The sequence below is a fragment of the Salmonella sp. SAL04162 genome (genome assembly GCF_046551535.1).
Lineage (GTDB): Bacteria > Pseudomonadota > Gammaproteobacteria > Enterobacterales > Enterobacteriaceae > Salmonella > Salmonella enterica.
Genome location: NZ_JBGDVX010000010.1, coordinates 41433 through 56720 on the forward strand (window position 1 = coordinate 41433; position 15288 = coordinate 56720).

At 48.1% G+C, this 15288-nt stretch carries 11 protein-coding genes and 4 pseudogenes; 8 read left to right on the forward strand and 7 right to left on the reverse strand.

Annotated elements, in window-relative coordinates:
- Positions 1 to 28: 28 nt before the first annotated feature.
- Complete coding sequence (locus ACLJRH_RS18665; protein ID WP_072105316.1) at positions 29 to 961, reverse strand: LysR family transcriptional regulator; 933 nt, start codon at positions 959 to 961, stop codon at positions 29 to 31.
- An 87-nt stretch (positions 962 to 1048) separates the two neighbouring features.
- Here ACLJRH_RS18665 and ACLJRH_RS18670 point away from each other — a divergent pair, with 87 nt between their 5' ends.
- Together ACLJRH_RS18670 and ACLJRH_RS18675 are read left to right on the forward strand one after the other, a co-directional pair.
- Positions 1049 to 2257: an MFS transporter gene (locus ACLJRH_RS18670; protein ID WP_000222388.1), complete on the forward strand. Its 1209-nt coding sequence runs from the start codon at positions 1049 to 1051 to the stop codon at positions 2255 to 2257.
- Positions 2254 to 2634: pseudogene (locus ACLJRH_RS18675) on the forward strand (DUF4440 domain-containing protein). Before ACLJRH_RS18670 ends, ACLJRH_RS18675 begins: the two are co-directional and overlap by 4 nt.
- Before the next feature lie 55 nt (positions 2635 to 2689).
- Here the strand turns inward: ACLJRH_RS18675 and mutS are convergent.
- On the reverse strand, positions 2690 to 5257 hold the full coding sequence (mutS, locus tag ACLJRH_RS18680; RefSeq protein WP_001005807.1) for a DNA mismatch repair protein MutS: 2568 nt from the start codon (positions 5255 to 5257) through the stop codon (positions 2690 to 2692).
- Between the two features lie 157 nt (positions 5258 to 5414).
- Between mutS and ACLJRH_RS18685 the strand changes: the two are divergent.
- Positions 5415 to 5937: pseudogene (locus ACLJRH_RS18685) on the forward strand (cytoplasmic protein).
- Between the two features lie 170 nt (positions 5938 to 6107).
- Here the strand turns inward: ACLJRH_RS18685 and pphB are convergent.
- Positions 6108 to 6764 (reverse strand): protein-serine/threonine phosphatase, encoded by a 657-nt coding sequence (gene pphB, locus ACLJRH_RS18690; protein WP_023223207.1) that lies wholly within the window; start codon positions 6762 to 6764, stop codon positions 6108 to 6110.
- Positions 6765 to 6987: 223 nt separating this feature from the next.
- Between pphB and ACLJRH_RS18695 the strand changes: the two are divergent.
- Positions 6988 to 7418, forward strand: a pseudogene (locus ACLJRH_RS18695) (transposase); the annotation flags it as partial.
- A gap of 72 nt (positions 7419 to 7490) precedes the next feature.
- Here ACLJRH_RS18695 and ACLJRH_RS18700 read toward each other — a convergent pair.
- From ACLJRH_RS18700 to invH, 4 genes and pseudogenes are all read right to left on the reverse strand, one after another.
- Positions 7491 to 7583 (reverse strand): annotated as a pseudogene (locus ACLJRH_RS18700) (GNAT family N-acetyltransferase); the annotation flags it as partial.
- Between the two features lie 49 nt (positions 7584 to 7632).
- Positions 7633 to 7980: a DUF1493 family protein gene (locus ACLJRH_RS18705; RefSeq protein ID WP_001555786.1), complete on the reverse strand. Its 348-nt coding sequence runs from the start codon at positions 7978 to 7980 to the stop codon at positions 7633 to 7635.
- On the reverse strand, positions 7965 to 8414 hold the full coding sequence (locus ACLJRH_RS18710; protein WP_000381614.1) for an STM2901 family protein: 450 nt from the start codon (positions 8412 to 8414) through the stop codon (positions 7965 to 7967). The genes ACLJRH_RS18705 and ACLJRH_RS18710 overlap by 16 nt, the downstream gene beginning before the upstream one ends.
- Before the next feature lie 431 nt (positions 8415 to 8845).
- Entirely contained in the window at positions 8846 to 9289 is a 444-nt protein-coding gene (gene invH / locus ACLJRH_RS18715) for an SPI-1 type III secretion system invasion lipoprotein InvH (protein WP_023136972.1), read from the reverse strand.
- 456 nt (positions 9290 to 9745) lie between these two features.
- Here invH and invF point away from each other — a divergent pair, with 456 nt between their 5' ends.
- Genes invF through invA form a run of 4 tightly spaced genes read left to right on the forward strand, consistent with a single transcriptional unit; the run spans position 9746 to position 15278 of the window.
- The gene (gene invF, locus ACLJRH_RS18720) at positions 9746 to 10396 is read left to right on the forward strand and encodes a type III secretion system transcriptional activator InvF (RefSeq protein ID WP_001747511.1); all 651 of its coding nucleotides are present in this window, start codon (positions 9746 to 9748) and stop codon (positions 10394 to 10396) included.
- The gene (invG, locus tag ACLJRH_RS18725) at positions 10393 to 12081 is read left to right on the forward strand and encodes a type III secretion system outer membrane ring protein InvG (protein WP_000848099.1); all 1689 of its coding nucleotides are present in this window, start codon (positions 10393 to 10395) and stop codon (positions 12079 to 12081) included. The genes invF and invG overlap by 4 nt, the downstream gene beginning before the upstream one ends.
- Positions 12078 to 13196 (forward strand): type III secretion system gatekeeper InvE, encoded by a 1119-nt coding sequence (gene invE, locus ACLJRH_RS18730; protein WP_023136971.1) that lies wholly within the window; start codon positions 12078 to 12080, stop codon positions 13194 to 13196. Before invG ends, invE begins: the two co-directional genes overlap by 4 nt.
- Before the next feature lie 24 nt (positions 13197 to 13220).
- Positions 13221 to 15278: a type III secretion system export apparatus protein InvA gene (gene invA, locus ACLJRH_RS18735; RefSeq protein ID WP_000927219.1), complete on the forward strand. Its 2058-nt coding sequence runs from the start codon at positions 13221 to 13223 to the stop codon at positions 15276 to 15278.
- Positions 15279 to 15288 lie beyond the last annotated feature (10 nt).

The following is a 15288-nucleotide window of genomic DNA, read 5'->3' on the forward strand; positions in this document are numbered from 1 at the left end:
GTCCGGGAGCGCAATGCTCCCGGACTGGCTACAATGATGGGGCGTGCTCCCCGCAATCCCATTGCGAACGTAAAAAATCAATAAATGTGCGTACTTTTGTCGATACATGGCGGGCGTCCGGATAAACGGCATAAATGCCCTGACGGGGAAAATGATAGTCGGGTAACAGGTGAATTAACGTTCCATCCTCCAGTGCGGTGTTGACTAACCATTGCGGCAGTAATGCGACGCCGCTTCCCGCAAGAGCGAAGGCCATCAGCGAGCGCGCGCTGTCGACAGAAATTTTGCCGGCTTTGCTTATCTCCAGGCGTGAGTGTTGGCCATGATTATTCGTTACTGTCCACCGTAGCGGCGTAGGTAATCGCTCATGAATAATCCATTCCGCCTGAGCCAACGACTCCAGCGACGACACGGGGTTGCGGGCGAGCCACTGCGGCGCGGCGACCGGCAGAATGGTAAAGCGGGATATCAGCGCGGCGCGATAGCGGGAGTCGGCCAGCGAGCCAAGCCGAATCGCCACATCAAAGCGCTCGGCAATTAAATCGGCATGATGTGATGAGGACATATGCCGAATACGGAGATCGGGATGGCGCTGACTAAACTGCGCCAGTACCGGAATGACCACCTGTTCGCCAAACTCGGGCGTAGTGGTAATACGTAACTCGCCGCCCAGCCCACTATGGCTGGCACGCACTTCATCCTGCAAATTTTTCGCGGCATTGAGTAAATTCACGCCTTTTTGGTAAAAGAGGACGCCGGCGTCTGTGAGCGTCAATCGTCGGGTGGAACGTAGCAGTAACGTTACGCCAAGCTCTTTTTCAAGCTGCCGAATATTAAAACTCACTACCGCTTTTGTTTGGCCCGATGCGGCGGCGGCGGCCGTGAAGCTGCCGCTATCTACCACGGCGATAAACAGCGACATACGCTGCAAATTGAGCATGGCGAGCTCCTTTACTGTCAAAATTATTTTGACAGTATATCGTTGAAGCGCGGACTTATCTGGCTTTCTCCGGACGGCTACATTAGCGCCTCTGACGGAGGATGCATAATGACGTATCGCAGTAAAGTGGCAGTGGTTTACCTGCTCGGCTTCTTTCTTGATCTGATTAATCTGTTTATTGCCAGCGTGGCTTTTCCTGCGATGTCCGTGGATCTGCATACGTCCATATCGGCGCTGGCATGGGTGAGTAATGGTTATATCGCAGGATTAACGCTGATCGTTCCGTTTAGCGCGTTTCTTGCGCGTTATCTTGGCGCTCGACGGCTGATCATATTTTCGCTCATCCTGTTTAGCGTTGCCGCCGCTGCCGCAGGTTTTGCCGATTCCTTACACAGCCTTGTTTTCTGGCGTATTGTGCAGGGGGCGGGCGGTGGCTTATTGATCCCGGTTGGTCAGGCGTTAACCTGGCAACAGTTTAAACCGCATGAACGCGCTGGCGTGTCATCGGTTGTCATGATGGTGGCGCTACTGGCGCCGGCATGTTCGCCTGCGATTGGCGGGCTGCTGGTGGAAACGTGGGGCTGGCGCTGGATATTCTTTGCCACGCTGCCGGTGGCCGTTCTCACTTTATTGCTCGCTTATCGTTGGCTGAACGCCGCGCCGACGACAATGGCGTCAGCAAGATTGCTCCATCTGCCGTTGTTGATGGACAAGCTGCTGCGTTTTGCCATGATCGTCTATCTGTGTGTGCCGGGTATGTTCATTGGTATCAGCGTGGTCGGGATGTTTTATCTACAGAACGTCGCGCAGTTATCGCCTGCGGCGGCGGGGTCGCTGATGCTCCCCTGGTCGATCGCTTCATTTGTCGCCATTATGCTTACCGCACGTTACTTCAATCGGCTTGGGCCGCGTCCGCTGATTATCGTCGGCTGTCTTCTTCAGGCCGCAGGGATACTGCTTTTAACTAACGTTACGCCTGCGACATCGCACCGTGTACTGATGATGATATTCGCCTTAATGGGCGCTGGCGGCAGTTTGTGCAGCAGTACCGCGCAGAGTGGCGCTTTCCTGACTATTGCTCGCCGGGACATGCCTGACGCCAGCGCGCTATGGAATCTTAATCGTCAGATCAGCTTTTTCCTTGGCGCGACGCTGTTGACGCTGCTGTTAAATGCGCTCCAGCGCGTTATGTCGCTTGAGGTTGCTTATCGCTGGACCTTTATTGCCGCCGCCGGTATCACCCTGCTGCCCCTTATTTACGCTGTCTGTCTAAACAATAGACAGGCACTTCTGTGCCTGAAAAAGGAAAGATCATGAATCCATATAAAGATGAAATTATTCACGCCCATGCGGCGATTGAGAGCTGGCTTAGTAAGGGGATGGGTAGCCTGGAGGCGTTGATAGCGCGTTTCGCTGCTGATTTTACGATGATAACGCCAGGCGGTGTTTGTCTGGATTATCCGGCGCTCGGCGCTTTTTTCTAGGCGCAGCGCGGGTGTCGCCCGGGGCTGGTTATCGTGGTTGAGCATATTGACCTTGTGGCGGAGTGGCCGGAAGGCGCCGCGCTGCGTTATCGTGAGCGACAGCAACTGCCGGGCCAGGCTGAGACGGTACGCTGGTCGACGGTCATTTTAAAAAGGGAAAGAGGACGGATAGTCTGGCGTCATTTACATGAAACGACAGTCACAGCCTGAAAAGCCTGTTCCGGCGCGTGGGCCCGATAACGCGCCGCTATCGGGCCCGACACGTTTACACCAGACTTTTCAGCCGATAGATCCACTCCAGCGCCTGGCGTGGCGTCAGGGAGTCCGGATCGAGATTCTCCAGCGCTTCAACGGCAGGCGATGTCTCCTCCGGGGCCGCAAGCAACGACATTTGCGTGCCGTCCACCTGCGTTGCCGCCGCATTGGGCGAGATGCTTTCCAGCTCGCGGAGTTTTTGGCGCGCGCGTTTGATGACTTCTTTAGGGACGCCCGCAAGCGCCGCGACCGCCAGGCCATAGCTCTTACTTGCCGCGCCGTCCTGCACGCTGTGCATAAACGCGATAGTATCGCCGTGTTCCAGCGCATCCAGGTGGACGTTCGCCACGCCTTCCATTTTCTCCGGTAATTGGGTCAGCTCGAAGTAGTGGGTAGCGAACAGCGTTAACGCTTTAATCTTATTCGCGAGATTCTCCGCGCAGGCCCAGGCCAACGACAGCCCGTCATACGTGGAGGTACCGCGCCCGATTTCATCCATCAATACCAGACTGTTTTCCGTGGCATTATGCAGAATGTTCGCGGTTTCGGTCATCTCCACCATAAAGGTCGAACGCCCGGAAGCCAGGTCGTCCGCTGCGCCGACGCGGGTAAAAATACGGTCGATGGGGCCGATTTCCACGTTTTGCGCCGGAACGTAACTGCCGATATAGGCCAGCAGGGCGATCAATGCTGTTTGCCGCATATAGGTACTTTTACCGCCCATATTGGGGCCGGTAATGATCAACATCCGGCGCTGCGGCGACAGGTTGAGCGGGTTAGCGATAAACGGCTCATTCAGTACCTGTTCAACCACCGGGTGGCGACCTTCGGTAATACGGATACCGGGTTTATCGGTAAATGTCGGGCAGGTGTAATTCAGCGTCCAGGCGCGTTCGGCCAGGTTAACCAGCACATCCAGCTCCGCCAGCGCGTTGGCGCTCTGCTGTAAATCGGCCAGATGCGGCAACAGCAGATCAAACAATTCGTCATATAGCTGTTTTTCCAGCGCCAGCGCTTTGCCTTTCGAGGTCAGAACTTTATCTTCGTACTCTTTTAGCTCAGGAATAATGTAGCGTTCGGCATTTTTCAGCGTCTGGCGACGCACATAATTGATGGGCGCCAGATGGCTTTGACCACGGCTAATCTGAATGTAATAACCATGTACCGCGTTATAGCCGACTTTCAGCGTATCCAGCCCGGTACGCTCGCGCTCGCGAATTTCCAGACGATCGAGATAATCGGTGGCGCCGTCCGCCAGCGCGCGCCATTCGTCCAGCTCTTCATGGTAGCCGGGCGCAATAACGCCGCCGTCGCGGACCAGTACCGGCGGCGCGTCAATAATGGCGCGTTCCAGGAGGTCGCGCAGCTCGGCGAAATCGCCCATTTTTTTACGCAACGCCTGTACCGGCGCGCTGTCAACGGTTTCAAGCTGAGCGTGCAACTCCGGCAGCTGCTGGAAGGCGTGACGCATTCGGGCGAGATCGCGCGGACGCGCGGTGCGCAGCGCCAGACGCGCAAGGATACGCTCCAGATCGCCGACCTGACGCAGCACCGGTTGCAGTTCGCTGACGGTGTCCTGCAAGGCGCCGATGGTCTGCTGGCGTTCACGCAATATGTCGGTATTTCGTACCGGCATATGCAGCCAGCGTTTAAGCATTCGGCTACCCATTGGCGTCACGGTACAGTCAAGCACCGCGGCGAGGGTATTTTCGACACCACCGGCCAGGTTCTGGGTAATTTCCAGATTGCGGCGGGTCGCGGCATCCATAATGATGCTGTCCTGCTGGCGTTCCATCGTAATGGAACGAATATGCGGCAGGGAGGTGCGCTGGGTATCTTTTACGTACTGTAACAGGCAGCCTGCCGCACATAATCCACGCGAGGCATTTTCGACGCCGAAACCAACCAGATCCCGCGTACCGAATTGCAGATTTAACTGCTGGCGGGCGGTATCAATCTCAAACTCCCACAACGGGCGACGGCGCAGACCCCGGCGTCCCTCTATTAACGCCATTTCAGCAAAATCTTCGGCATACAACAGTTCCGCGGGATTGGTGCGCTGCAGCTCTGCGGCCATCGTTTCACGGTCGGCGGGTTCGCTCAGACGAAAGCGCCCGGAGCTGATATCCAGCGTGGCGTAACCGTAGCCTTTACCATCCTGCCAGATAGCCGCCAGCAGGTTATCCTGACGCTCCTGTAGCAGGGCTTCATCACTGATGGTGCCAGGCGTAACGATACGCACGACCTTACGTTCAACGGGACCTTTGCTGGTGGCCGGATCGCCAATCTGTTCGCAAATAGCGACGGATTCGCCCTGATTGACCAGTTTTGCGAGGTAGTTTTCTACGGCGTGGTGCGGGATACCCGCCATAGGGATAGGTTCGCCAGCCGATGCGCCGCGTTTGGTCAGCGAAATATCGAGCAGCTGCGACGCACGCTTTGCGTCGTCATAAAACAGCTCGTAAAAGTCTCCCATACGATAAAAGAGCAGGATCTCCGGATGCTGGGCTTTCAGCTTGAGATACTGCTGCATCATCGGGGTGTGGTTGGAGAAGTCCTTATCAAATGACTCATTCATATTGATTTTACTCGTTTTTTATTCTTTCAAGTGCTCATGTGGCCCCGGGTAAAACCCTTATAAACTCACATAAACCCATAAATTTGTAGCTCACCTGTAGCCTAAAATGTGACAGGTTATATTCTCATCATTCCTGGACTACAACAGGGGTGATACTTTGAAAACAACTCTCAGCCAGCCTTTCATTATCAACAAGTTAAGTATCAATGTTAAGCCTGCACTCAGTCGCTCTGGAAAAATCGTTTTCGAAGCTAACCCAGCTCAAAAACTCTACATTGTTTTCGATGACCACAGAGAAGCTCCTGTTAGTTTCGGGGGTAAAAGCCAGTTTGACGAAAAAGACCTACGTAATCCAGCGAAGAGTAGCCTCGTCAGATCGTAATGTCAGTGAGGGTAGGAAGCCAAGTTCTGTCTTGAAAGTAAAAGTTGGAAATGTGTTCGATTTTCCAAATATTGACGAAACAAGGCAAGTAACCAGGCAATTAGTTCAGACCATGCTCGCAACAAAGAGAAATCCCAACAAAATTAAGAGGGAAACGGATGCTTCCGAACTCGAGACTGTAATCAAGATTGTGTTGCATGAAGGCAAGCCGATCCATTTCGCCACCACGGTTATTGCGCTTTCTTCCGATAGGTATCTTGAGCTGTGCGATCTTTACTCTTCTCAGGCGATCGAGTAACTACCTGCGTCGGATTACGGCTTCGTTTTTTGATCTGCGATCTTAATGATGATATGGGCAGAAAAACGCGAAATTTAGACGCTATTACGAATGGGCAATGGTACTTATTGAAGGCTATATCATTGCCCATAATGCAGGGAGGGTTAATATTATATAAATCTATTTCCAGATTACTTTATTTTAAAAAAAGACAGATTGCCTGAACAGAAAGAACCGGTGTCAATGTAGATTTGATTGGCGAATGTTGTTGTGTAGTCAACAATCATATGGCCGAAGATGAAAGTATCCGCACCGCGTATTGGATGGATGTTCCCCTGTAACGAACCAAGCAGACGATCGCGTGACCATAGAACGCTATCAATATCAACTTGCTTCCCATAATCGTAGCTGTCATCTGGATAATCGGCATGGGCAATCACGTACTTCTTTGAGGACGTTTCAACCTGTATGATGTGAGGACGCTGCTTAAAAGTTAGTAATAGTTCAGTGGCTTCTTGCCTGTCTTTTTCGGTGACCGAGTCGTACCAGTAGCCACCGTTTACATACCAGAAATTGCCATCCTGTGTTTCAAAAGCGTCAAGTGCCATAGCTTCATGATTACCCACTACAGAAATAAACCATGAGGTATTTAACAGTCTCAGTATTTCAAGGTTTTCTTTTCCTCGATCAATGTTATCTCCAGTGGAGATCAAGAGATCGGTATCAGGAGAGAAATTTAATTGAGCCAGTCTGGTTAACAATAAGGAGTAACATCCATGAATATCACCAACGACCCAAATGTGGCGATAGAGATCGCTGTTGATGTCAGCATAACGAATTAATTCCATGATGTTCCTATAGCACAATTTTGGAGGCTGGTATTATAACAAAGAAGTAGGGTGATATTAATTTTTATTCTTTAAAATACACAGTTATTAAAATAGCCTACAAGCTAGAAATGAATAGATAATATATATTTTATGAATCGGTTAATTAAAGTAGACGATGTGCTTGAAAGATGCACGATTTCTCGCGCAACACTTTACTGATTAATTGCAAAGGCATACTTTCTCGCTCAGCGGCACGACGGATACGCAGGCACTGCCGGGGCTGATTAGCCAGACTCACTGTAAAATCAGGGAAGCCTCGGCTGACGGCGCTTATGACACGCGCTATTGCCATGATGTGTTATTGAGGAAAAAAATCAGGCCGCTAATCCCGCCACGAAGCGGTGCGCGATACTGGCCGGACAAGTAGTACCATGAGCGTAACCACGCGGTGGCGAATCAACATCTGAGCGGCAGCAATGAGGTCTGGAAAAGAAAGTGGGCTATCACCGTCGTTCAGTAGTGGAAACAGCGATGTTTCGTATTAAAACCTTGCTGGGCGGCTATCTGAGTCTGCGGAACTATGACGCGCAGGTGGGTGAAGCGATGGCGATGCTCAAGGCGCTGAACTGGATGACGTTGTTGGCAATGCCGACCAGCGTCAGGCTCGTATAACGAGTGCTCCGGTGGGAGTCCTGTATCCTTATCGTTGGCCGATTCTGAATTATTCAACAAAGCCTCATGTTGTCATAACCTACCAGATGCAGATAAAGTAGCATAAAGCGTTTTAAACGACAGCAACAAGGAAAGGGGTTGATCGTTTAATGATACTGCGCCAAATAACAAAATTCATAGTAATTAACTCCTGATTAATTCGACATATTTTTCACTAATCATAAAGCCATTTCCCAGCTTTCGCTGACTCAGAAAACATTCTGATTGTTAAAGGTGTACGAGTTCGTTCTACATCTTCCCGTTTTAATTTAAACCATCGTGTAAGCAGTGGAGTATTCTCCCAGGGAAAATAACACGACCATTTAACTTGTGATAAATCTACATTAAATTTTTTTTCAAATTTATCCAAAGCTTCATGCAGGTCATCGCCTGGAGCTTCAAATAAATCAGAATCAAGTTCTAAAGGGATTTCTTTCCAATTGCTGTCTAAATATCCGGGAATCTCTTCACGGAAGAGTGCTAACACCTCTTGCTGAATTGTGTCCATCAAAAGGATGTCCATTGTATACGATCTTTAGGGCGTGCTATTAGGTTGTATTTTGCCTGAGTTCTCCTTGATACCTGGTAAATTGAATTCACAAGACCAACCCAACCTAACCATGGAACATATCGTGCTATGACTGCGGCAAGATTATTTGTTTTTCGCATTCTTATACCAACGGGTGTAGGAACTCTAATACCGAAAGGAGTTTGTGCATTTCGTAAAAGCATTCTCCCATACCTGGAGATAACACTTGTCCCTTTGATTGCCTCTCCCGGTTTCGTTCTGGTTTTTAACCACGGTTGCCCGGCGAGGATAGCAGCACCTGACTCAATGCCAATCCCAGGTTCATCACAAAATTGCTCAAGGAAAATTACATCAAATAGTTCACCTGCTGACAGGTTCGATTGTCCGTGGTAGAAGTAGGTTCCGTTTAGTTCTTCTGTCGTATCCATTCAATCACCTTATAGACTGTTTGCCATTCATTCCAGACATCGGGACGTTTCTGCCGCTATACTAGCCTGGTAGTCAATACGCTGTCACAGGTAAAAAGAACGTTATTCGCGAAAAGTGGATGGGGTATCGTAAGAATGCCAACATGTGGGGCAAGAGGGGGATGTTAGTTTACCGCGATATACGAGATGATAGTTTGTCAGTATAAGTTTCGGCTATTTCCCAAGTCTGGGAGGCCGTTCTTTATCACAAATAAAAAAAAGCAGCAGCGAGGTGCTGCTGTATCAAAAAGCAGATTGATAAATGCAACGTAAGAGACAAATGGCCAACCGTAAAAGTGACCATAGCTATAATAATTATATTGATATTAAGTGGCAATGCAAAATATGGTCTTAATTATATCATGATGAGTTCAGCCAACGGTGATATAGCCTTATAAGGCTTGCAGTCTTTCATGGGCAGCAAGTAACGTCTGATATATGCTTAAATTCTTACTTCCGGGTTCAAGCAAAACTTTTTTAAATTCGGTCATGAGTTGCTCTTCATCTTCTTTCGAACGCATGTATTGTGGATGTTCCTGGAAGAAGGTGAGCGCCTGTTCTTTGGTTTGTTTATATTTTTCGCAAAAAATGCTTGAGCTGATTGCGCTATTTTTTGATGCGGAATTATCAGCGTTCTGGTTTGATAATGATTTATTCTTCGCAAGGTCTGACGGCACATACGGAAGAGACTGACACTCATCAATACTATTTGCGTTGGCCAGTTGCTCTTTCTGAGCGCCAGGTTGCGGTACAGGTTTGCTCACGGAGGAAGGGAGGGGCACCTGGGCACAGCCGATCAGTAAAAAGACAGGAAGACAGCTATAAAATTTTTTCATATTAACTCCAACTACAGAAGAATGAGGCACAATGTTTTTACACAACTGTCAGAACGTTATCTGACAATAGTTATAAGGGGGCGAATGCGTTTCAGGAATGCTAGCAAAAAAAACTCCTGATATAAATAATTAATTCTTCATCCAGATGACAATATTTGAATTTTTGCTGCTGCAGAATAATAAGCCAGAATTTATACACTATGAGCTGATTTTCTATTTTAAATTATCAAGCGCTGTGCAAGTGGGCCAATTTAATTAGCGGGTGGCATCAGTTTCATAATGATTGCATCAGGATTTTGCCACCCGCTCCCGGTATTGTTTACATATTAAAATGATTTTTAACTGGTGCTGACAACTATGCTAAATACGCAGGAAGTACTTAAAGAAGGAGAGAAGCGGAAAATCCGCAGCCCGGAAGCATGGTTTATACAGACGTGTTCCGCGCAAAAGCTGCATATGTCATTTTCTGAAGGCCGACACAATGAAAACTGCCTGATTCAGGAAGGCGCGCTGCTTTTTTGCGAGCAGGCTGTTGTCGCACCAGTATCAGGAGACGTGGTTTTTCGACCGTTAAAAATTGAAGTACTCAGCAAATTACTGGCATTTATCGATGGCGCAGGATTAGTGGACACGACATATGCTGAATCCGATAAATGGGTTTTGCTGAGTCCTGAGTTTCGCGCTATTTGGCAAGATCGTAAACGCTGCGAGTACTGGTTTTTGCAGCAAATTATTACGCCTTCTCCGGCCTTCAATAAGGTACTGGCGCTGTTACGAAAAAGCGAGAGTTACTGGTTAGTTGGCTATTTACTTGCTCAGTCAACCAGCGGCAACACGATGAGAATGCTGGGAGAAGACTATGGCGTTTCTTATACCCATTTTCGTCGTTTGTGCAGCAGAGCGTTGGGCGGAAAAGCGAAGAGTGAATTACGAAACTGGCGTATGGCGCAATCGCTGCTGAATAGTGTAGAAGGCCACGAGAACATCACCCAATTAGCCGTTAATCATGGTTACTCATCGCCTTCACATTTTTCTAGTGAGATCAAAGAGCTGATCGGCGTTTCGCCGCGGAAATTATCAAATATTATTCAATTGGCAGACAAATGAAGACACATATTCTTTTGGCCAGAGTGCTGGCATGTGCCGCGCTTGTTCTGGTTGCACCTGGTTATTCTAGTGAAAAAATACCTGTAACGGGAAGTGGGTTTGTTGCGAAAGACGATAGCCTGCGGACATTTTTCGATGCAATGGCGCTACAGCTAAAGGAGCCTGTCATTGTTAGCAAAATGGCGGCACGAAAAAAAATTACGGGCAACTTTGAGTTTCACGATCCTAACGCATTACTGGAGAAGCTTTCCCTACAACTGGGGCTGATTTGGTATTTCGATGGGCAGGCTATCTATATTTATGACGCCAGTGAAATGCGCAATGCCGTGGTTTCTTTACGCAACGTCTCACTCAATGAGTTCAACAATTTTCTAAAACGCTCAGGTTTATATAACAAAAATTACCCGCTACGTGGCGATAACCGTAAAGGAACATTCTATGTTTCAGGGCCACCCGTCTATGTTGATATGGTGGTCAACGCCGCCACCATGATGGACAAGCAAAACGATGGTATTGAGCTGGGACGCCAGAAAATAGGGGTGATGCGTCTGAACAATACCTTCGTGGGCGATCGTACCTACAATCTGCGCGATCAGAAAATGGTTATCCCCGGTATTGCTACGGCGATTGAAAGGTTATTGCAGGGAGAAGAGCAACCCTTAGGTAATATTGTCAGTAGCGAACCTCCGGCGATGCCAGCGTTTTCAGCGAATGGAGAAAAAGGTAAAGCAGCAAATTATGCCGGTGGCATGAGTCTGCAGGAAGCTTTAAAGCAAAATGCCGCGGCGGGCAATATTAAAATCGTGGCCTATCCGGATACCAACAGTTTGTTAGTAAAAGGAACGGCTGAGCAGGTGCATTTTATCGAAATGCTGGTTAAAGCGCTGGATGTCGCCAAACGTCACGTAGAATTATCCCTGTGGATTGTCGATCTTAATAAAAGCGATCTGGAGCGTTTGGGCACTTCATGGAGCGGCAGCATTACTATTGGGGACAAACTTGGCGTGTCATTAAACCAGGCTTCAATAAGTACCCTCGATGGCAGTCGATTCATCGCCGCGGTAAATGCGTTAGAAGAGAAGAAACAGGCGACGGTGGTTTCGCGCCCGGTATTACTGACTCAGGAAAATGTTCCCGCTATTTTTGATAACAACAGAACGTTTTACACCAAGCTGATTGGGGAACGTAATGTGGCGCTTGAGCATGTAACATACGGAACAATGATCCGAGTGCTGCCCCGTTTTTCCGCAGATGGTCAGATAGAAATGTCGCTGGACATTGAAGATGGTAACGATAAGACGCCGCAATCCGATACTACCACCTCCGTAGATGCGTTACCCGAAGTCGGACGAACGTTAATTAGCACTATTGCGAGAGTTCCGCACGGAAAAAGTTTGCTGGTCGGTGGTTATACACGGGATGCAAATACCGATACTGTCCAAAGTATTCCGTTTTTAGGCAAATTACCGCTTATTGGTAGCCTGTTCCGTTATTCCAGTAAGAATAAAAGTAATGTTGTTCGTGTATTCATGATTGAACCAAAAGAAATTGTCGACCCGTTAACGCCGGATGCCAGCGAATCGGTAAACAATATTCTGAAACAAAGCGGTGCCTGGAGTGGGGACGATAAGTTACAGAAATGGGTTCGTGTTTATCTGGATAGAGGTCAGGAGGCAATTAAATGATTCCTGGCTCAACCTCCGGTATTTCATTTTCCAGAATATTGTCCCGGCAGACATCTCACCAGGATGCGACCCAGCATACTGATGCGCAACAGGCGGAAATACAACAGGCCACAGAGGATTCGTCTCCAGGGGCGGAAGTACAAAAATTTGTCCAGTCGACGGACGAAATGTCAGCGGCGCTGGCGCAATTTCGTAACCGTCGCGATTATGAAAAAAAATCCAGTAATTTATCTAATAGTTTTGAACGCGTGCTGGAGGATGAGGCTTTACCGAAGGCGAAGCAAATATTAAAGCTAATTAGCGTACATGGCGGCGCGTTAGAAGATTTTTTACGTCAGGCGCGTAGCTTATTTCCTGACCCCAGTGATTTAGTCCTTGTGTTACGCGAATTGCTTCGTCGTAAAGATCTGGAAGAGATCGTGCGGAAAAAGCTGGAGTCGTTACTTAAGCACGTTGAAGAGCAAACCGATCCGAAGACCCTCAAGGCAGGGATTAATTGTGCGTTGAAGGCCCGGCTTTTTGGGAAAACATTATCGTTAAAACCAGGCTTATTGCGCGCCAGCTATCGGCAATTTATCCAGAGTGAATCACATGAAGTGGAGATTTATTCTGACTGGATAGCCAGTTATGGCTATCAACGTCGACTGGTGGTACTGGATTTTATCGAGGGTTCGCTATTAACCGATATTGACGCGAATGACGCCAGCTGTTCGCGTCTGGAGTTTGGCCAGCTTTTACGACGCCTGACGCAACTTAAAATGTTGCGCTCCGCTGACCTACTGTTTGTGAGTACATTGTTGTCGTATTCGTTTACCAAAGCGTTTAATGCGGAGGAGTCGTCGTGGCTACTACTGATGCTTTCACTATTGCAACAGCCACATGAAGTGGATTCGCTGTTAGCCGATATTATAGGTTTGAATGCGTTATTGCTTAGTCATAAAGAACATGCATCCTTTTTGCAGATATTTTATCAAGTATGTAAAGCCATACCCTCTTCACTCTTTTATGAAGAATATTGGCAGGAAGAATTGTTAATGGCGTTACGTAGTATGACCGATATTGCCTACAAGCATGAAATGGCAGAACAGCGTCGTACTATTGAAAAGCTGTCTTAATTTAATATTAACAGGATACCTATAGTGCTGCTTTCTCTACTTAACAGTGCTCGTTTACGACCTGAATTACTGATTCTGGTACTAATGGTGATGATCATTTCTATGTTCGTCATTCCATTACCTACCTATCTGGTTGATTTCCTGATCGCACTGAATATCGTACTGGCGATATTGGTGTTTATGGGGTCGTTCTACATTGACAGAATCCTCAGTTTTTCAACGTTTCCTGCGGTACTGTTAATTACCACGCTCTTTCGTCTGGCATTATCGATCAGTACCAGCCGTCTTATCTTGATTGAAGCCGATGCCGGTGAAATTATCGCCACGTTCGGGCAATTCGTTATTGGCGATAGCCTGGCGGTGGGTTTTGTTGTCTTCTCTATTGTCACCGTGGTCCAGTTTATCGTTATTACCAAAGGTTCAGAACGCGTCGCGGAAGTCGCGGCCCGATTTTCTCTGGATGGTATGCCCGGTAAACAGATGAGTATTGATGCCGATTTGAAGGCCGGTATTATTGATGCGGATGCCGCGCGCGAACGGCGAAGTGTACTGGAAAGGGAAAGCCAGCTTTACGGTTCCTTTGACGGTGCGATGAAGTTTATCAAAGGTGACGCTATTGCCGGCATCATTATTATCTTTGTGAACTTTATTGGCGGTATTTCGGTGGGGATGACCCGCCATGGTATGGATTTGTCCTCCGCCCTGTCTACTTATACCATGCTGACCATTGGTGATGGTCTTGTCGCCCAGATCCCCGCATTGTTGATTGCGATTAGTGCCGGTTTTATCGTGACTCGCGTAAATGGCGATAGCGATAATATGGGGCGGAATATCATGACGCAGCTGTTGAACAACCCATTTGTATTGGTTGTTACGGCTATTTTGACCATTTCAATGGGAACTCTGCCGGGATTCCCGCTGCCGGTATTTGTTATTTTATCGGTGGTTTTAAGCGTACTCTTCTATTTTAAATTCCGTGAAGCAAAACGTAGCGCCGCCAAACCTAAAACCAGCAAAGGCGAGCAGCCGCTCAGTATTGAGGAAAAAGAAGGGTCGTCGTTGGGACTGATTGGCGATCTCGATAAAGTCTCTACAGAAACCGTACCGTTGATATTACTTGTGCCGAAGAGCCGGCGTGAAGATCTGGAAAAAGCTCAACTTGCGGAGCGTCTACGTAGTCAGTTCTTTATTGATTATGGCGTGCGCCTGCCGGAAGTATTGTTACGCGATGGCGAGGGTCTGGACGATAACAGCATCGTATTGTTGATTAATGAGATCCGTGTTGAACAATTTACGGTCTATTTTGATTTGATGCGAGTGGTAAATTATTCCGATGAAGTTGTTTCCTTTGGCATTAATCCAACAATCCATCAGCAAGGTAGCAGTCAGTATTTCTGGGTAACGCATGAAGAGGGGGAGAAACTGCGGGAGCTTGGCTATGTGTTGCGGAACGCGCTTGATGAGCTTTACCACTGTCTGGCGGTGACGCTGGCGCGCAACGTCAATGAATATTTCGGTATTCAGGAAACAAAACATATGCTGGACCAACTGGAAGCGAAATTTCCTGATTTACTTAAAGAAGTGCTCAGACATGCCACGGTACAACGTATATCTGAAGTTTTGCAGCGTTTGTTAAGCGAACGTGTTTCCGTGCGTAATATGAAATTAATTATGGAAGCGCTCGCATTGTGGGCGCCAAGAGAAAAAGATGTCATTAACCTTGTGGAGCATATTCGTGGGGCAATGGCGCGTTATATTTGCCATAAATTCGCCAATGGCGGCGAATTACGAGCAGTAATGGTATCTGCTGAAGTTGAGGATGTTATTCGCAAAGGGATCCGTCAGACCTCTGGCAGTACCTTCCTCAGCCTTGACCCGGAAGCCTCCGCTAATTTGATGGATCTCATTACACTTAAGTTGGATGATTTATTGATTGCACATAAAGATCTTGTCCTCCTTACGTCTGTCGATGTCCGTCGATTTATTAAGAAAATGATTGAAGGTCGTTTTCCGGATCTGGAGGTTTTATCTTTCGGTGAGATAGCAGATAGCAAGTCAGTGAATGTTATAAAAACAATATAAGGGCTTAATT